Source organism: Methanohalophilus mahii DSM 5219 (genome assembly GCF_000025865.1).
GTDB classification, from domain to species: domain Archaea; phylum Halobacteriota; class Methanosarcinia; order Methanosarcinales; family Methanosarcinaceae; genus Methanohalophilus; species Methanohalophilus mahii.
Map to the genome: position 1 here is coordinate 716983 of NC_014002.1, position 16594 is coordinate 733576.

Consider the following 16594-nt stretch of genomic DNA (forward strand, 5'->3'; position numbering starts at 1 on the left):
ATAACAAATAATTTTTATTAATAACTTATCAGTGCGGGTTGAAAGTATTAGAGGGAGAGGGGCCTTCCGGCTTCCTCTAACTCCATCTTTCCTCTGATCAATTTATTCAGGTTTCCTTCAAGATCACTTACAGGGGTGCGAACCTGCTTCATGGTATCTCTCTCACGAATCGTAACGGTATTATCTTCAAGGGTTTCATAGTCGATAGTTATCGAATATGGAGTACCGATTTCATCATTCCTGCGGTATCTTCTTCCGATGGTTCCCGAATCATCATAAGCCACCATCAATCCCATGTCCTTGAGGTTACTTACGATCTGCCTGCCTTTACTGACCAGTTCATCACTGTTTTTCATAAGTGGCAGGACTGCTACCTGTATTGGGGCGATTTCGCTCTTAAATTTGAGAAGAGTGCGCTCTTCTTCCTTTTCTTCTTCAGCTGTAGGGGCCATTTCGGTCTCATAAGCATGTTCCAGTAATGTATAGAATATCCTGTCGATTCCGTAGGAAGGTTCGATCACATGGGGTACCACAGTTTCCCCGCTTATTTTCTCTTCCACTTCCTCAGCTGAAACAACATCTTTTGGTACTGAAACTTCCTCGCCGTTGACTACTATGTTTATATCGCCATCTTTTTCAAGTTCTTCAGGTCCGAGTTGCTTGAGGGTTTCTGCAACATCCTTTGCTTTTTTCCTGAACAGGGGCCCCAGTTTTCCCATATCCGGTTTTACAGCAAATTTTTTCACCATTTTAGGTTCATCATATTCAATATAGACAGCCAGATCGTCTTTGCTCATTTTTGTATGAGCATTCAGGTCATAGTCAGTCCGATCAGCAATACCCACTGTTTCTATCCATCCAAAACGAGTTGTTTTGATTTCGCCATCCCAGCAATCGATTGCATAATGTGCCATCTCATCTTTCTTATGCTGGCGGAATCTCAGTTTGTCGGGAGAAATACCAATACGTTTGAGGAAACGGTTGGTAAGTGCAATATGATAGGCAAGGAATTCGTGGGCAATGATTTTTTTGTCGATTGCTTCCCGAATTGTCATTTCTTCCAGTTCTCCTCTTTCCTGGGCTTTATCGGAATAAAGTATTATCAGGTCATTTTCAACTGCAGCAATTTCAGGGTGCTTTTTTTCTTGTGGATGGATGAATATTTCAGCCTCAGCCTGGGTAAATTCCCTGAGTCTTATGACACCCTGTCGCGGGGAAATCTCATTACGGTATGATTTACCGATCTGGGTTACACCGAAGGGCAGTTTTTCCCTGTAATAACGTGCCAGCCTCTGGAAATCAATAAAAATTCCCTGGGCGGTTTCCGGACGCAGGTATCCGGGTCTGCCATTACCGGGTCCTATGCTCGTCTCAAACATCAGGTTAAACTCCCTTGCCTTTCCAAGTTTTCCCTCACATTCCGGGCAGCAAATATCATATTTGCTGATTATATCATCTACTTCTTCATTGCTCAATGCATCCGCAACCGCTACATAGTCCTCGATCAGATGATCTGCCCGGAAGGCCTCTTTGCATTGTTCACACTCACATAAGGGGTCGGAGAAGCCACCTACATGACCCGAAGCTACGAATATGTCCTCTATGCCAATGGTAGGAGTTTCTATTTCCATGAAGCCTTCCCGGACAACATAGAATTGTCTCCATATGTTCTCTATTCTGCGTTTCAGGGTACTTCCCAGGGGTCCGTAGTCATAGAATCCGGCAGTACCTCCGTATAATTCAAAAGAGTTCCACAGGAATCCGCGTCGTTTTGCCAGTTCGATAACCTGCTCATATTTGTCCATAATTTAATCCTCGATAAATGGTACGATATTAATGAAAGTGATCTCATTCTCCATATTTCCATAACATTTAATTCTGTCGAACTATTTCAAAATTGTACAATAATTATGAACAATTAAAATCTAACAACGTTTGCTCACTTTATAGAGTATGTGTGATCTGTCAATATTTTTAAATCATATTTATTTGTATATATATCTTTTAATTTCTCATCATTATGATGATTGTATTAAAAAAGTATTTATAGAGGACTGTATATACACTTTATTGGGCAAGACCAATTTCATATCGTACCACCACCACCTAACATATCTTCATTTGGCCATACCACTTACATGGTCTTGCTCTCTTCTTTTCAATTTTTATCTATTGAGGACTTCCTCCACAGTTTCTCCCCCATGTACAATGCGGGATATTTTAGATACGGTAACGACCGGGTCTTCGGACTGGAATACATTTCTGCCGATTGCAACACCTCTGCCGCCTGCCTCCAGTGAATCATGTATCATTTGCAGGAGGTCTTCTTCTGTTTCCATCTGGGGGCCGCCTGCTATAACAATAGGTACCGGGCAGCCTTCCACGACTTCTTTGAATGAATCAATATCTCCTGTGTAATTTGTTTTAACGATATCTGCCCCCAGTTCGGCACCCACTCTTGCAGCATGTTTCACATAATCTGCATCATGTTCTGATGCTACGCGGGGTCCTCTGGGATACATCATTGCAAGAAGTGGGATTCCCCATTCATCACAGCCCTTTGCAATTCTTCCAAGATCCTGCAACATCTTTGCCTCATCATCTGCACCTATATTTATGTGCACTGATACTGCATCAGCGCCCACCTTAATGGCTTCCTCGATGGTGGTAACCAGTACCTTGTGATTTGGGTCAGGACCAAGGGATGTTGAGCCGGAAAGATGGATTATCAATCCCACGTCCTTCCCATATCCTCTGTGGCCGTATTTGGGAAGTCCCATATGTCCCAATACTGCATTTGCACCACCTTCAGCAACTTTATTTACAGTAGCAGGCATGTCTGTCAGTCCTCTTAGAGGTCCTGCCCCTACTCCGTGGTCCATTGGTATGATTATTGCGTTTTGTGTATTACGATCGAATATGCGTTCGATCCTTACGGATTTGCCAATTTCACTCATGTGTACTCTCCTGTACATCTATGTACATGTATTTTTATAAAAAATTATTGTGAGCAGGTATTCTCATTCTGGTATTTACCATTGTATCCTTCATCAACTTCTGTGTGCAGGGTATAAAATACAAGTTGTATGAGACGCGCATTTTTCTGCAGTTTCAGGCCATTGGGATTATACACAACCAGTAAACACTCGCTTCTGCCCCGGTATCCGGCGTCCCATACAGCGGTTTCCAGGGTTGCTCCGGCACGTATCAGGCTTGACCTTGGTGTTGCGAGTGCTGCAATAGTTTTAGGGATATTAACGATTTCATTAAAGATAATTTTATATATGCCTTTTTCAAGCTCAATCCATTCCTCATTAAAATCAAGAGGTATGCTTTCAGGAATTTGTCTTTTTGAATTATCAAAATCGATGGTACCCTTTCCATTTAGGCTGTGCACACTTTCAAGTGTAAGTTCAATTCCATTGGGTTGCACCTGAAGCTCTTGATTCACAAACCCTTCAACAAGAGGCTTATCTACCTCCAGAAGTTTGTTAAGTTCGTTTTTTGATAGCATTGACATGTGTTATATACCTCTTTTTTGTATTTCTATTGTAAGGCAGTTTTTTATATCATTCTGTCCCAATATTCAGTAAGATTCTTTGGAAGGGTATTTTATGTTGAACCTTATTATTCAAACACTTCTGATCATTATTATACTCGTCTCAATATATCTTGTTCGCAATAATAAAACTAAACTCCATTGTCGTATAATGGGTTTTGCTTTGTTTGCACAGCTTTTGTTGACAATATTTTTTATGTATCCTGCTATGTCTGGCGTAAGGTCTACTTATTATTTTAACACGTTCTTCAATATAGAATTGCTTTTCCATCATGGATTGGGCCTTTTTGTCCTTCTCTTGGGCCTTTATGTAGAATTACTTTTTATGGGCAGGGTCAAGGATATTCTCAATCGATTCGTTGCAATGAAACTCATAGCTGCATTATGGTTCCTTTCTTATCTGCTGGGAGTCCACCTCTATCTTGTGATGTACTATTGAATGTGAAATTGTACATCTAAGGATGGGGTGATGTATTAGTGCTACCCATTGAAGATTATCATAATAAAAAGATTGGCAAATAAAAAATGATTTACACGATATGCACAGTACTTAACCTTTCCTTCACAAACCTGTAAGCAAATACTCCATCATTACCTGCAATGATCCAGATTAGAGGGAAATTACGCATGGATTTTTTGTCCCGGTCCGAAGGTCTTGCAGTATTTGCTGGATGGGTATGATAAATTCCTACTACATCCATTCCCTCTTTTTCTGCATCATTCCAAATTCTGTAGAATTCCGTGGAATCAAGTTCAAAACTGTACTGTGTACGCCTGGAGTTTTTCACAGGAACTACCCTCTTTATGGAGGCCACATATCCTTCATTGATTCCTAACAGTACACCACAGGCTTCAAAAGGACGATTTGATTCAAGTTCTTCCAATATGATCGAAAGGTGTTCCTGTGAAATACCTATTTTACTGGCGGTCATGATGTATGGATCACTCCAGGTCAATATGGGGATTTAGGTCACAGGCAGTACACGGAAGGCACATTGTTCTTGAAATATCGGCCCGCAACCCGTGTTTGTCCAGTATGTTGCGGAGGACCTTTGTAAGTTTAAGCAGCCTGTATTTAGTCGGACGTTCAATGTCGATATCACCCATGCGCAAAGGATGAACGCCTCCGGCGCGTAAAATCGGTATAATACCCAACGAAGCAAGTTCTTCCAATCCCTTTTCCACAATTTCATCGGATTCCCCAAGACCGATTATGAAATTGGAAAATACTTTATTCTTTCCGAAGATATCCACGGCTTCTCGCAGATACCAGAGGATTTCGTCCAGTTCCTGATCCGGGCATACCGTGGGATATAGATCACGGTCCATCGTTTCTACGTTGTATTTTATTTCATCTGCACCGGCTTTTTTCAGGGAGGCAGAACTGCCTTGAGTCGGATATATGGATACGCCTATGGGTACATTGTATTTTTTTACCGCATTGAGGACCTCAATAGCACGTTTGACCTCTTTTTCTGCTGTTTCCTCAACTCCTGAGGTAATGGATATCGCTTCCATCATTCCCGAAGAATATCCCATATCCACAAGTTCCAGCACTTCATCAAGGCTTTTCACCTTCCCGCCAAGTTTCGGAACGGGGCAGAATTTGCAATTATATACACACTTCTCACTTATGGTGATATATGCCTGCCCGGGGCAGTGGATAAGTTCTTCTTCGAGATGTCCCCTTACAAGCTCGTTTCCCCCTTTCAAAATCACAATTTCCCCTTTATCCATTACAGCTTTGAGGGGTGAACCTTCATTTACTGTAAGGCGTACACGATGCCTGCCGGATTTGAGGAAAAATGCGGTATTTCCTGCTCCGGGCCCTGCTGTTGGGATTGTAATTCTACCAAGCAGTGACCTGTCCAGATTTACAGCACCGATTGATATTAGTTCAGCCTTAATTTCTGGTTCCATAGAATTCACTTATAAATATTTTTAATTAGATACATAAATGAAAATAACAGCAGCATCACCCATTTCTTCTTCTATCTCCATTTCTTCTGTATTGGAATAATTTTTATTCATCATAAATAGAGGTAGTATTGAAAAGCAGAGCCGACATCTACTAGACCAATACGACCCTTACTTTTCCATCTGCGTTATTTTCAATTGACCGGTAATTCATATTTCTTTGTGAATCCACCGGTGAAGGAGACATCAACTGAATCCTGTACAGGCATTTCATTTGTTTCATGCCCGTCTGATAGGTAGCTTAAACCGTATAGACTCTGCCTTGCATCCTTAAAATAGAACCTTTCCTGCAGAAACCTTTCATCTTTTAGCCGGTTTAATGCATATCTTACTGTTCTGGGTGGAAGATAACTTTCTTCTGCAATTTCTTTCTGGGTCAGGTATCCACCGTATTCCAGGACCTTGAGGACAAGTTTTGCAGATGGTGGTAATTCTTCGATTGTTTCTCGAAGTTTTTTTCGGTTATGGTTGTTTGCTTTTTTTACAATCTGTGCGTCTGCTTTACTATTGCCAACAAAAACGATCCCTCATGTTATTTCACCTTCCTTTATCAGCGAACTTCACAATAGTGAACTTCACAATAGTGAACTTCACAATAGTGACATATACCTTTTAGTATATAAATTTGATGCAGTATATTCCAACCTTTTTAAAATAACTTATAGCGCAAATTATTATGCTATGTATTCTGACTGGACACTATTCTAAACTATATGGTCCCTGTTTTCCCACCTGCACATTTATTCGGACATTTTCCTATTTGCCTGTACCTCAACTTATTTATCCCTCGTGGTAGAAGGCTCAAGTTGTCAATTAAAAAGGTAATAATATGGAAGAGCAAACAACTGAATTGGATTTAAAAGGAGAAGTGTGCCCGTTTACTTTTGTAAAAACAAAATTACAGCTTGAACAAATGGGGAGTGGAGAGGTTCTGACAGTCATTTTCGACCACGCGCCTGCGATCGGAAACGTTCCCAAGAGTGTCAGGAATGAAGGGCATACAGTTCTTGGAATAGATCATATAGATACTAATCTCTGGAAAGTTCACATAAAAAAGCTTGATCGAAAGGTTTAACCTCTATTTACAGGCCAATTTGATCAATGTGCCAGTTCAATTTAAACTATCAGGCCTTGTTGTCCCACGTCGGGACTGATGCAAAAAAGGAGTTGGATTCTTTTGGCAAGAATCCAATTCATTGAGCTACTTTTCTCTTGAATTTTGCAACGTTGTCAAGCATTACTTCTATTCCGCGATTTATGATCGCTTCGAACTTCTCACCTCTCATAGCCGCACGATTGATGGATTCGTGAAGTTCTATTAATAGGACAACATCGATCCAGTTATCGCGTCTGCGGTAGATAAGGGTGTTTTCGAATAAGTCTGCTGTCATATCCAATGCTTTTTCTGCCGCATTTGTGTCCTTAAATTTGACTGGGATATGAAGTGTGACTGATGTGCTTTTTCCTTTTTCATCCTTTGGTATATAAAGTCTTATGATCTCGTTTTTGAAACGTCCCAGGAAGTGGTCTGTTCCTTTTGTAAATCCAAGAGCAAGAATGGAATCCACCACTCTGGTTGGAAGATCATCCATGAGGCATCCACAGAGAGCTTTTGTGATGCTCTCTTCTTTGAGAGATTCTGTAAGCTCTATAAAGGAATCCAATGGGAATCCAAACACAATTTCATCGTTTCTGTAATCACTGAACATGCGTGCTCCGCTACACAGAAGCGAGAGGTTCACAGTGTTTTCCATCACAGGAATGGCAGTACATTCGCCACAAACTGCAAATTCTCCTTTGAATTTTGATTCTATCATGTTCCCTTTTACCTTAGCGAGGGTCGCTGCCAATAGCATGAGTTTACTGGCATTTCCAATAACTACTACTGCATCCGGTTCAAATTCACATTTATCAAGTGGTGCCACGGTTATTTTATCTATATTTGCCGGCTTAATTCGGGGATATACCTCTCCATAACTCGGCTCTGTGAAACCAAGTGCCAGTTCTGCACTTGCACAGGAGATATCATCAATGGTAGCTGTGAATGTAGTGCCATATGCAGCACTTTTACGTACCATTTCACAGTAACGCATTGGGGAGGTGATGTTTGCTGTCTCATCACTGTTAAGTTTAACAGCAATCGGTGTAAGCGGAAGTCTAAAAAAGTGTCTGAATCTTTTTGTCATTTCTGCATATGTCATGTACTAGCCCCCACCTTGATACCATGTTCTCTGGCAATGTCTATGAAAGCATCTGCCACGTATTCAACCTGTTCCCTGCTAAGTCCGTAGGTATTCAACTTGAAATTCTTACTCATTCCAGGGTGCACTCCGGTAATTTTCCGTTTTTTAAGTTCATGGTAGAGGAAATATCCTCGCCTTTTTGTTGTGGCTGAAACTTCATAAAATGGGAATGTCTCAAAAGCCACCAGTGTATGCTCGGTTGGTTTTACACCCATCTGGTGGAACCCTTCTATTCGTTCAAGCTGGGAAGCAAGGTAACGGGCGTTTTCTACCTCTTCATTCCAGTGCTTGACACGTTTGACAACAGCAGGAAATGAAGCCATAAGTGACATCACCGGTGCCCCGAACACAGGTGAACATCCAAACAGTGCAACTTCTTTTTTCGTGAAACCCCGACCACTCCAGTCTCCACGGATAGTTGATTTTTCAAACACCTGCTGGCTCCACTCAAAAGTGGTCGCAAGAATTCCCATAGGAGCTGATGCTGCCCAGCTTTTGTGTCCTGAAGCGCACAGGAAATCTACACCAAGTTTCTTGCCATCAATAGGCATGATGCCTGAGGAGTATGCCGTGTTCAACAGGAACGGAACTCCGTATTCTTTGCATATTTTTCCCACAGCTGCGGCATCAGCTACATTCCCATAACGATAATCCACATGGGTAAGCAGTGCCAGTGCAGGAAGAGAACCGGTCTTTCGTTCGACTTCTTCGAATTTTTCGGCATACATCTGTGGATCTATGGTGAATTCGGGATAGCCGTTATGTGGTACTTCAACCACTTTTAACTGGTTTGCTTCTGCTGCCAGATAAGATGTATAATGGGCAAGGGAATCCAAAACGATGGTGTCACCGGGTTCGGTCACCATATGCATAGCTGCCCATTTTGCGTGTCGGCAGCCGGCTGTGAACCTGACATCGTCCATATTAAGGAATTCTGCTATATCTGCGGAAAGATTCCTGACCGGCGGTTTCTGAACCAGGTCAACCCTGGATTCGAAACAATAATCACATACCGAATAGCCGTCTGCAAATTCAAGTACTGCTTTCCTGGCTTCAGCTGTAAGTACTCCGCCTCGCTGGATAGGATTCAGGTTTATGTATGTACTCTCAACTCCACGTTTCAGATTATTGTAAATATCCAGATTCACTCAAATTTCCCCTGCTTAGTCCTATAATCGTAGTTGCTTTAGCCAGTTTGGTGCAGATTGATCTCATGTTCTATCTCCTCCTTTTCTACCCTTCCAATGAGTACAACCTCACCGTCAATGGCAATCGTCGGGACCTCCTCGATTCCCAGCTACTTTGCACGTTTTGCACCTTCGGGACCGGCAATATTGATTTCCTTGAACATTATTCCACCTGAGAGGATGTCCACTATTTTCTTTCTGACATAATGACAATTCAAGCATGTATCGGAATAATATAGTTCTAACAACATCATATCACAATTGGTTGGCATATAAATAACAAATTGTATCTCGACAAATCTTGCCGCACCCCACCATGTTATACATTAATATGAGTTATACATATTTGATATTATGGATGAAAATACTCTTAACCGTACAAAGTCTGCAATTGACGCATTGATAGATGTTCAGCAACTCTGGATAGACAATGTTCCTGAATATAACCTATCGGATCAGGATCTTGTCAAATTGAAAAAACGCCTGAAAAGAGCAATGGACAATGTACAGAAAATCTACAACGAAAACGAAGATAAAATGGTAAATGCAGAAGAAATATTAAAAAAGAAACGTAGTCCTGAATGACCGGCATCAGGACACCAATCGGATTGTTGCGTATGCCAGGGAACTTGCTATCAGTGGCGAAACTACCCACATTACAATAATACGTTTGACAGTCTTGCTTTTTACAGTAGCAATTCCTTTTTTGGCACATCCTATTCCTATGACTGCTGCAGGCACAACCTGTCCGAGTGCCACCGGAACACCTGCAATAGATGCAGAATGTACAATGACAGCCGAAATGAATTCAACAAAGACGGCACGTATTGCACAGATTTCTGCAATATCGTCTCCAACTGTCTGGAGGATACGACCACCAATCAGTAATGCACCAACTCCGAGGGTAAGGCCTCCAAGTATCGCTCCGTTTGTAGGGTCTAGGAATCCGGCTCCAACAAGGGGGCCGACAGCATTTGCAACATTATTTGCCCCTGCAGAGTAAGCCACATAACAACCGGTAACTGTTAGGAGCATGCCTATTATTTTTCTTATTTGTTCTTCGGATTCGTGATCGACAAGCCATACCAATACTTTAGGATGGATATATCTGCCAGCAATATATGCAAGGACAAATGACAGGATAGGTGTGGCCATCCACCATAATACGATGTAGGAAAGTAATTTTGTATCCAAGACTCCGTAAAATACACCTATGCCGACAACTGCTCCTACTGCAGCCTGACTTGCAGAGATCGGCACCTTGAGCCAATTTCCGATAAATAGGCTAATAGAAGCTGCTGCGATTGCAATGATGGCGGCAATAAGTGTTATTGTACTGCCGGGGACAATTCCTTCCCCTAGTGTTTTAATGACTTCCCCACCATTTAAGACCGCACCAAGTAAGGAGAAAACGGCTATCAATAATATTGCCTGATTCTTAGTTCTTGCTTTTGCACCGTAAGCAGCACCCATCGAAGCTGCAGCATTATTTCCGCCAACATTGATCCCCATGAATATTGCCGCTGCCAGTGCTGCCAATATTATTAACATATTCATATTCTCCATCGTTACATTAAAAAATTTTTATATAAACGGGACTGCTTCCTAAATTCACCTCCTAAAATGATTGTACAATATATATTAATGGAGAAACAGGCCAAATTTACCACTTTATGCAATGCAATATTTGCCTTATGATGCAGCTATATATAGCAAACCGATACTACACTTAGTAGGGAATATGCATGGAAGAAAAAGAAATCAATTATGCAAGGCTCAAACAAGGTGGTTTTCTTCGTCAACGCCAAAAGGAAGATTTTTTCTCCATACGGCTTCGCATAGTCGGTGGCCAGCTGACATCAGACCAACTGAGGTCACTAGCCAATGCTGCGGATAAGTATGGAAAAGGAGAAATCCACATAACTTCCAGACAAGGAGCTGAAATCTCATTTGTGGAACTTGAAGATGCAGATGCCATGTTGAATGAGCTGGAATCGGCAAATGTGCATCAAGGTACCTGTGGTCCGAGAGTCAGGGGAGTTGTTGCCTGTCAGGGAGACCGTGTTTGTACCCATGGTTTGATAGATGCATTAGGTATTGCCAGAAAAATTGATGAAAAATATTTTGCTTCTGAATTACCGAGTAAATTCAAGTTTGCTGTGACGGGTTGTCCGTCATCCTGCATGAAGCCCCAGGAAAACGACTTCGGAATAATGGGTGGTCTTGAACCAGAGTGGATCGATGATAAATGTACACGTTGTGGTCTCTGTGAAACGACATGCCCGGTGGATGCAATTAAAATAGAAAATGACACCCTGTATTTTGATGAGGAGAAATGCAATCTCTGTGGTGATTGTGTTTTTGTCTGTCCCACATCTGCATGGATTGAAGTCAAATCCGGTTACACCATCTGGGTTGGAGGAAAGGTTGGCAGGCATCCTGAACTCGCTATCAAATTGATAGATATTGTGGATGAAAAAACGCTCTTTGAGATAATCGAGAAAACACTGGATTTCTACAGGGAAAATGCACCTGCAGGCGAAAGGTTCCGAGATACTCTTAAAAGAGTGGGACTGGAAAAATACAAGGCAGATGTACTTGAATAAATCTAACCATTCGCTTTACGCACTTATCTGAAGGGTGTTTGTCCGGCAAATAGGTCAAAATTGGTGTTTACTTAGCCGTGGCTATAGTTGCTGGATATTTTCAAAAGATGTCTCTTGAAACAGATGTACAAAAAACGATAATGATTGATGTGAAATGAATTACTAAGCTATGCATGAATTTAAGGAATATTGAATTGAGGATGATACAATGCCAGAGGAGGATTTGGGATTAGCAGAAAAAGTAGAACAATTAGATAAAGAATATGAACACAGTTCTCCGCAGGAAATACTGGAATATGCACTGGGAAATTATTCCCCGGACATTTCCATAGCATTCAGCGGGGCTGAAGATATTGTGTTAATCGATATGGCAAAGAAGATCAGGGATGATGTACGGATATTTTCACTGGACACAGGAAGACTGCATCCTGAAACATACCGATTCATGGACAAGGTCAGGGACTATTATGATATTCCTATCGAGATATATTTTCCCAACAGGGATAAGACTGAAGAATTGGTCCGTCAGAAGGGATTATTCTCATTCTACAGGGATGGTCACAAAGAGTGCTGTGGGGTCAGGAAAGTGGACCCTCTCAAACGGGCACTTAATGATGTTGGTTCCTGGGTAACAGGCCAGAGAAAAGATCAGAGTCCCGGCACGCGTTTATCCATTCCCGTTATTGAGCTTGACAGGGTGTTTGGGGATGGCAACCTTGTAAAATTCAATCCTCTGGCAAACTGGACATCAAAACAGGTATGGCAATACATAAGAGAAAATGATGTTCCTTACAATGAGCTTCATGAAAAAGGATTTGTCAGCATTGGCTGTGAACCATGTACCCGGCCGATACTGCCCGGACAACATGAACGTGAAGGTCGATGGTGGTGGGAAGAAGCCACCAAAAAAGAGTGTGGACTCCACTCCGGTAATATTGGACAGAGTCACAAATAAGGGCACAGTTTTCGCTCTTTTTAGTATTTAGAATCTCCAGTTACAGGGAAGATACAATATGATTAAACAACAAAACCCGCATGGTGGGAAGTTAATTGACAGAACTCTTTCCTCGGAAAATGTCAGGGAAATAATCAGTCAGACAGATAAATTCCAGAGTATGGATGTGGACATAGGGATTGCCAGAGATATGGAAAACATAGCCAATGGTTTGTTCAGTCCCCTTGAAGGCTTCCTCACTCGTGAAGATTATGAAAATGTGCTCTCTAACAAGAGATTGTCAAATGGCATCCCCTGGACAATTCCGATTGTACTTGATATTTCCCATGAAAAGGCCTCAATAATTAAATCCGGCGATGACGTCATCCTCCGGTATGAAGATAGGCCGATAGCTCTTCTTCATGTTGAGGAAATCTACGACCTCGATAAGGATGCTCATGCTCAGCAGGTCTTTGGAACTACGGATAAATCCCACCCCGGAGTTGCCAATACATACCGGATGGAAGACAATTTGGTAGGGGGTAAGATAGACCTCCTACAAGAAACACCGTCCCCTTATCCCAAATATGCATTGAAACCCAAAGAGACAAGAAAACTGTTCCAGGAGATGAATTGGAATACCATTGTGGGATTCCAGACCCGGAATGTGCCTCACCTAGGTCATGAATATATTCAGAAAACAGCACTCAGTAATGTGGATGGCCTCTTCATAAACCCGGTGATCGGTAAAAAGAAATCCGGTGATTTCAGGGATGATGTAATCCTTGAAGCTTATGAAACTTTGATCGAGAATTATTTCCCGCAGGAGAGAGCCACCCTGGGTATTTTCCAGACCGAAATGCGTTATGCAGGCCCCCGTGAAGCAGTATTCCATGCGATTGTACGCAAGAACTTTGGATGTACCCATTTCATTGTGGGTCGTGATCATGCAGGGGTTGGATCATTCTATCCTCCGTTTGCAGCACATGAGATTTTCTCCGAATTCGATGATCTGGGCATAATCCCTATGTTCTTCAAATCCTTCTTCTACTGCAAGAAATGTGGAAGTATTGCCCATTCAAAGATCTGCCCACATTCTTCGGATTTCTACATACATTTCAGTGGAACTCGTATGCGGGAGTTACTCGTGACTGGGAAACGCCCTCCGGCAGATTCCATGAGGCCTGAAATTGCAGATGTTATATTGAAGTATGACAATCCTTTTGTTGAGTGAAACAAAAACGATAATCCTGTTACATCCTTACCGGAGGTAACAGGAGATATTTTTGAAATTGTTAGGTGGCACAATGTTATAATGCTAGCTGGTTCACAAAACGCATATCAAAAATGTCTTTTTCTTCCAATGGCTGGGAGATGAAACCAAGTTCATGTAAGGTCGGATTGAATTTCATGGTTGATTCAATATATTTGTATGAAATCCCAGCAAAGTATTTAGGGGATATTTCATACATCTCCTGCACAAAATCAGCATCTACTACTCCGACTTTTTCTGCAACAATCCGGGCTGCATTTCCGGGATTTTTGCGGATGAACTTACATCCTTTGTCATGTATTTTGATGAAGTCTAAAACCAGCTCTGGAAAGTTTTCAATCACGTCAGCACTTGCGATGATACCGTAACTTGGGTTATCTGGCCATAACCTGTCAGGTGAGATGACGGTTTTTGCATTACAAAATCTTTTAGCTGCAACTGCAAGGGAAGGGGTGCCGACTGCAACTTGGATCTCACCATCAGCCATAGCTTCAGGGATCATATCAGCCCATTCGTAATTTTTAACAGTGATTTTCCCTTCAAAACCACTTTTTTTAATGCAGTTACGAATTATCACGTCATGAATGGACCCGTCTGGGGGACAGGCAATGGTTAATCCCTTAAACTGTTCAAAAAACAAGGACGGATTACTTCCACATTGATCCAGAGATTTGAATTCTGAATTTGCAATCATAACTGTGCCTTCAACGTGTCCTCCGGCAATACATTTTATTGCAACCCCTCGATCGATACCGATCATTACCGGAGGCAGGCCAATATAACCCAGATCTACTTCTCCCCTTTCAAACGCCTGGACGATCGCAGGTCCTCCTCCGAAGAGACTCCAGTTTGCTTCTATATTTGCCTTTTTCAACCAATCAGTATTCATTAATATGAACGAAGTGTGGTACATGGTCGAAAGATGGCCGATATTTAATGACTTTCTCATCACACAACTCCTGGATATTTTATAAAAATAGGGGATAAATTAAAGCCATGAATTATGGCAAGACAATTTTCATGGCTTATGCCCCTCATTTACCTGACGTTTAACCACCACTTACTGCAGGAAGAATGGAGACTTCGTCGGATGCCTTTATTTCTGTTTCCAGGCCTGACAGATGCCTTATATCTTCCCCGTTTACATAGATATTAACAAACCGGCGAATTTCGCCGTTCTCAAAAAGACGGTTTTCGAACTCTTCGCCAAATTCCTTTATCAATTCATCAAACAGGCTCCTGATTGTCGTGTTCTGCAGGTCAAATTCAGATGATCTTGTTTTTGTAATGTTGTTCAATGCTGATGAAAATCTTACTGATACCATGTTATTCACTTTCCTGATCTTTATTGTGTGCTAGTAGAATTATTATTGTACTTGTTTGTAAATGCTGATAGTGTAGGCTTAATCGATTCCGGCTGCTCAAGTGTTTTTGCAATTGTATCCTGAGTCTTTAAGCCATTACCTGTTACATATACTACGGTTTTCTCGTCCGGATTTATATGTCCGCTTTCAACCAGTTTTTTTAGGCCTGCAATTGTTGTTCCTCCTGCGGGTTCAGTGAAAATACCTTCGGTATTTGCAAGTAAACGTATAGCTTCAATAATTTCTTCATCTGTAGGTGATGCTGCGTATCCACCGGATTGATGAATTATTTCTTTTGCATAATAACCATCAGCCGGATTGCCGATTGCAAGACTATGAGCCACCGTATCCAACTCTCTTATAGGTACTACTTCTGTAGCATTTTGAACAGCAGTTGATATAGGTGAGCAACCTAAAGGTTGGGATCCTGAAAATTTTATATTGCTACTGTTGTCAACAAACCCTATATTTTCGAGTTCGTTATAACCTCTAAAGAGTGCGCATAGCAATGCCCCGCTTCCCAGGGGGGCAACTATATGGTCGGGGGTGTCCCAGCCAAGTTGCTCTGCAGTCTCAAAAGCCAGTGTTCTGGACCCTTCGGTATAATAAGGTCTGATTGTTATGTTAACAAATGCCCAGTTCGGGTTCAGATCAGCCACCTCACTTGCGAGACGATTAGCATCATCATATGTTCCGTCGACTGCAATGGTGTTAGGTTTATACGTAAGCATCTGTGTGATCTTGCCAGGTTCTATTGACGAAGGAATGAAAATGTATGCAGGAAGTCCTGCTTTTGCAGCATGTGCACCAACAGCAGATGCAAGGTTTCCGGTCGAAGCACAACCCACAGCTTCTGCACCTAACTCAAGCGCCTTGCTGACAGCTACCGATGTTACCCTATCCTTAAAAGAGTTGGTGGGATTTACGGAATCATCAAGGATATAAAGTTCCTGCAAGCCCAACTCTTTGCCAAGATTTTCGGCACGATGAAGTTTGTTGTAACCTGCTCCCAGGTCCACATAGTTCGTACCGTCAATTGGTAGCAGATCCGAATATCTCCAGATGGACGGAGGACCTTTAGATATTTTTTCTTTACTGGCACGATTCTGGATTTCGTCCCAGTCATAATGTACTTCAAGAGGGCCAAAACATTCGTAGCATGTGTTCTGTATTCCTCCAGGGTACTCGGTACCACATTCCCTACATTTTAAACCAATTACATGACTCATGTTATATATCACCTGATTTTAGGTTCGCTATTACTAATTGGTATAATATGCCTTATAGATATTACTCTTAGTTATCAGGCAATATTTGCCTGATTTTTTGCAACTGGAATTTCAAGTTGATCATTGTTTAATCGTTGAGATGCCAATTCAAATATTGCCGGCATAAGTACGTATATATCTGCGTAATTCTTTTTTATGTAAACGATATCAAAAGTAATGTTT

General features: G+C 41.7%; 19 protein-coding genes. 7 read left to right on the forward strand and 12 right to left on the reverse strand.

Translation table 11 applies throughout. The annotated features are described in order from the left end of the window. Positions 1 to 47: 47 nt before the first annotated feature. The 3 genes from glyS to MMAH_RS03500 form a co-directional block, all read right to left on the reverse strand. Positions 48 to 1805 carry a glycine--tRNA ligase gene (gene glyS / locus MMAH_RS03490; protein ID WP_013037158.1) on the reverse strand — a complete coding sequence of 586 codons (1758 nt, stop codon included), beginning with the start codon at positions 1803 to 1805 and terminating at the stop codon, positions 48 to 50. A gap of 360 nt (positions 1806 to 2165) precedes the next feature. Further along, entirely contained in the window at positions 2166 to 2957 is a 792-nt protein-coding gene (locus tag MMAH_RS03495; RefSeq protein WP_013037159.1) for a 2-amino-3,7-dideoxy-D-threo-hept-6-ulosonate synthase, read from the reverse strand. A 44-nt stretch (positions 2958 to 3001) separates the two neighbouring features. After that, a complete protein-coding gene (locus MMAH_RS03500) occupies positions 3002 to 3520 on the reverse strand; it encodes a deoxyuridine 5'-triphosphate nucleotidohydrolase (RefSeq protein ID WP_013037160.1) in 519 nt (172 codons plus the stop codon). Between the two features lie 247 nt (positions 3521 to 3767). Here MMAH_RS03500 and MMAH_RS10440 point away from each other — a divergent pair, with 247 nt between their 5' ends. Continuing rightward, positions 3768 to 3998, forward strand: coding sequence for a hypothetical protein (locus MMAH_RS10440; protein WP_157198686.1), 231 nt, complete (start codon positions 3768 to 3770; stop codon positions 3996 to 3998). Between the two features lie 91 nt (positions 3999 to 4089). On the opposite strand, the gene MMAH_RS03510 is transcribed toward MMAH_RS10440, so the two are convergent. The 3 genes from MMAH_RS03510 to MMAH_RS10735 all read right to left on the reverse strand — a co-directional run bounded on the left by MMAH_RS03510 (position 4090) and on the right by MMAH_RS10735 (position 6060). Then, positions 4090 to 4491 carry a Mov34/MPN/PAD-1 family protein gene (locus MMAH_RS03510; RefSeq protein WP_013037162.1) on the reverse strand — a complete coding sequence of 134 codons (402 nt, stop codon included), beginning with the start codon at positions 4489 to 4491 and terminating at the stop codon, positions 4090 to 4092. A 10-nt stretch (positions 4492 to 4501) separates the two neighbouring features. Beyond that, on the reverse strand, positions 4502 to 5479 hold the full coding sequence (locus MMAH_RS03515; RefSeq protein ID WP_013037163.1) for a radical SAM protein: 978 nt from the start codon (positions 5477 to 5479) through the stop codon (positions 4502 to 4504). A gap of 191 nt (positions 5480 to 5670) precedes the next feature. Then, positions 5671 to 6060, reverse strand: coding sequence for a MarR family transcriptional regulator (locus tag MMAH_RS10735; RefSeq protein ID WP_342626790.1), 390 nt, complete (start codon positions 6058 to 6060; stop codon positions 5671 to 5673). A gap of 305 nt (positions 6061 to 6365) precedes the next feature. Here MMAH_RS10735 and MMAH_RS03520 point away from each other — a divergent pair, with 305 nt between their 5' ends. Continuing rightward, positions 6366 to 6611 carry a sulfurtransferase TusA family protein gene (locus MMAH_RS03520; protein WP_013037164.1) on the forward strand — a complete coding sequence of 82 codons (246 nt, stop codon included), beginning with the start codon at positions 6366 to 6368 and terminating at the stop codon, positions 6609 to 6611. Positions 6612 to 6729: 118 nt separating this feature from the next. On the opposite strand, the gene MMAH_RS03525 is transcribed toward MMAH_RS03520, so the two are convergent. Next, the gene (locus tag MMAH_RS03525) at positions 6730 to 7737 is read right to left on the reverse strand and encodes a DUF169 domain-containing protein (RefSeq protein ID WP_013037165.1); all 1008 of its coding nucleotides are present in this window, start codon (positions 7735 to 7737) and stop codon (positions 6730 to 6732) included. Then, the gene (gene pscS, locus MMAH_RS03530; protein WP_013037166.1) at positions 7734 to 8927 is read right to left on the reverse strand and encodes an O-phospho-L-seryl-tRNA:Cys-tRNA synthase; all 1194 of its coding nucleotides are present in this window, start codon (positions 8925 to 8927) and stop codon (positions 7734 to 7736) included. The genes MMAH_RS03525 and pscS overlap by 4 nt, the downstream gene beginning before the upstream one ends. Positions 8928 to 8977: 50 nt before the next feature. Here pscS and MMAH_RS10445 point away from each other — a divergent pair, with 50 nt between their 5' ends. Beyond that, complete coding sequence (locus tag MMAH_RS10445; protein ID WP_172632571.1) at positions 8978 to 9142, forward strand: hypothetical protein; 165 nt, start codon at positions 8978 to 8980, stop codon at positions 9140 to 9142. 178 nt (positions 9143 to 9320) lie between these two features. After that, positions 9321 to 9551, forward strand: coding sequence for a hypothetical protein (locus MMAH_RS03535; protein ID WP_013037168.1), 231 nt, complete (start codon positions 9321 to 9323; stop codon positions 9549 to 9551). Between the two features lie 6 nt (positions 9552 to 9557). Here the strand turns inward: MMAH_RS03535 and MMAH_RS03540 are convergent, their stop codons facing one another. Beyond that, positions 9558 to 10517, reverse strand: a complete 960-nt coding sequence (locus tag MMAH_RS03540) for an inorganic phosphate transporter (protein WP_013037169.1) — start codon at positions 10515 to 10517, stop codon at positions 9558 to 9560. Positions 10518 to 10711: 194 nt separating this feature from the next. On the opposite strand from MMAH_RS03540, the gene MMAH_RS03545 reads away from it, so the two are divergent. The 3 genes from MMAH_RS03545 to sat all read left to right on the forward strand — a co-directional run bounded on the left by MMAH_RS03545 (position 10712) and on the right by sat (position 13740). Continuing rightward, a complete protein-coding gene (locus MMAH_RS03545) occupies positions 10712 to 11572 on the forward strand; it encodes a 4Fe-4S binding protein (RefSeq protein ID WP_013037170.1) in 861 nt (286 codons plus the stop codon). A gap of 208 nt (positions 11573 to 11780) precedes the next feature. Then, positions 11781 to 12527, forward strand: a complete 747-nt coding sequence (locus MMAH_RS03550) for a phosphoadenylyl-sulfate reductase (protein ID WP_013037171.1) — start codon at positions 11781 to 11783, stop codon at positions 12525 to 12527. 58 nt (positions 12528 to 12585) lie between these two features. Further along, positions 12586 to 13740 (forward strand): sulfate adenylyltransferase, encoded by a 1155-nt coding sequence (sat, locus tag MMAH_RS03555; protein WP_013037172.1) that lies wholly within the window; start codon positions 12586 to 12588, stop codon positions 13738 to 13740. Positions 13741 to 13816: 76 nt separating this feature from the next. Here sat and MMAH_RS03560 read toward each other — a convergent pair whose 3' ends face one another. From MMAH_RS03560 to thrC, 3 genes are all read right to left on the reverse strand, one after another. Beyond that, positions 13817 to 14728 carry an ABC transporter substrate-binding protein gene (locus MMAH_RS03560; RefSeq protein ID WP_013037173.1) on the reverse strand — a complete coding sequence of 304 codons (912 nt, stop codon included), beginning with the start codon at positions 14726 to 14728 and terminating at the stop codon, positions 13817 to 13819. Positions 14729 to 14828: 100 nt separating this feature from the next. After that, positions 14829 to 15104 (reverse strand): ubiquitin-like small modifier protein 1, encoded by a 276-nt coding sequence (locus tag MMAH_RS03565; RefSeq protein WP_013037174.1) that lies wholly within the window; start codon positions 15102 to 15104, stop codon positions 14829 to 14831. 20 nt (positions 15105 to 15124) lie between these two features. Further along, positions 15125 to 16372 (reverse strand): threonine synthase, encoded by a 1248-nt coding sequence (gene thrC / locus MMAH_RS03570; protein ID WP_013037175.1) that lies wholly within the window; start codon positions 16370 to 16372, stop codon positions 15125 to 15127. Positions 16373 to 16594: the final 222 nt, after the last annotated feature.

Excerpts from the sequence above, each read along its gene's own strand:
- MMAH_RS03545 (WP_013037170.1), top strand. The coding sequence starts at position 10,712 with ATGGAAGAAAAAGAAATCAATTATGCAAGGCTCAAACAAGGTGGTTTT.
- MMAH_RS03495 (WP_013037159.1), bottom strand. The coding sequence starts at position 2,957 with ATGAGTGAAATTGGCAAATCCGTAAGGATCGAACGCATATTCGATCGT.
- MMAH_RS03520 (WP_013037164.1), top strand. The coding sequence starts at position 6,366 with ATGGAAGAGCAAACAACTGAATTGGATTTAAAAGGAGAAGTGTGCCCG.
- MMAH_RS03515 (WP_013037163.1), bottom strand. The coding sequence starts at position 5,479 with ATGGAACCAGAAATTAAGGCTGAACTAATATCAATCGGTGCTGTAAAT.
- MMAH_RS03565 (WP_013037174.1), bottom strand. The coding sequence starts at position 15,104 with ATGGTATCAGTAAGATTTTCATCAGCATTGAACAACATTACAAAAACA.
- MMAH_RS03510 (WP_013037162.1), bottom strand. The coding sequence starts at position 4,491 with ATGACCGCCAGTAAAATAGGTATTTCACAGGAACACCTTTCGATCATA.
- sat (WP_013037172.1), top strand. The coding sequence starts at position 12,586 with ATGATTAAACAACAAAACCCGCATGGTGGGAAGTTAATTGACAGAACT.
- MMAH_RS03535 (WP_013037168.1), top strand. The coding sequence starts at position 9,321 with ATGGATGAAAATACTCTTAACCGTACAAAGTCTGCAATTGACGCATTG.
- MMAH_RS03550 (WP_013037171.1), top strand. The coding sequence starts at position 11,781 with ATGCCAGAGGAGGATTTGGGATTAGCAGAAAAAGTAGAACAATTAGAT.
- MMAH_RS03560 (WP_013037173.1), bottom strand. The coding sequence starts at position 14,728 with ATGAGAAAGTCATTAAATATCGGCCATCTTTCGACCATGTACCACACT.
- glyS (WP_013037158.1), bottom strand. The coding sequence starts at position 1,805 with ATGGACAAATATGAGCAGGTTATCGAACTGGCAAAACGACGCGGATTC.
- thrC (WP_013037175.1), bottom strand. The coding sequence starts at position 16,372 with ATGAGTCATGTAATTGGTTTAAAATGTAGGGAATGTGGTACCGAGTAC.
- MMAH_RS03540 (WP_013037169.1), bottom strand. The coding sequence starts at position 10,517 with ATGTTAATAATATTGGCAGCACTGGCAGCGGCAATATTCATGGGGATC.
- MMAH_RS03500 (WP_013037160.1), bottom strand. The coding sequence starts at position 3,520 with ATGTCAATGCTATCAAAAAACGAACTTAACAAACTTCTGGAGGTAGAT.
- MMAH_RS10440 (WP_157198686.1), top strand. The coding sequence starts at position 3,768 with ATGTCTGGCGTAAGGTCTACTTATTATTTTAACACGTTCTTCAATATA.
- MMAH_RS03525 (WP_013037165.1), bottom strand. The coding sequence starts at position 7,737 with ATGACATATGCAGAAATGACAAAAAGATTCAGACACTTTTTTAGACTT.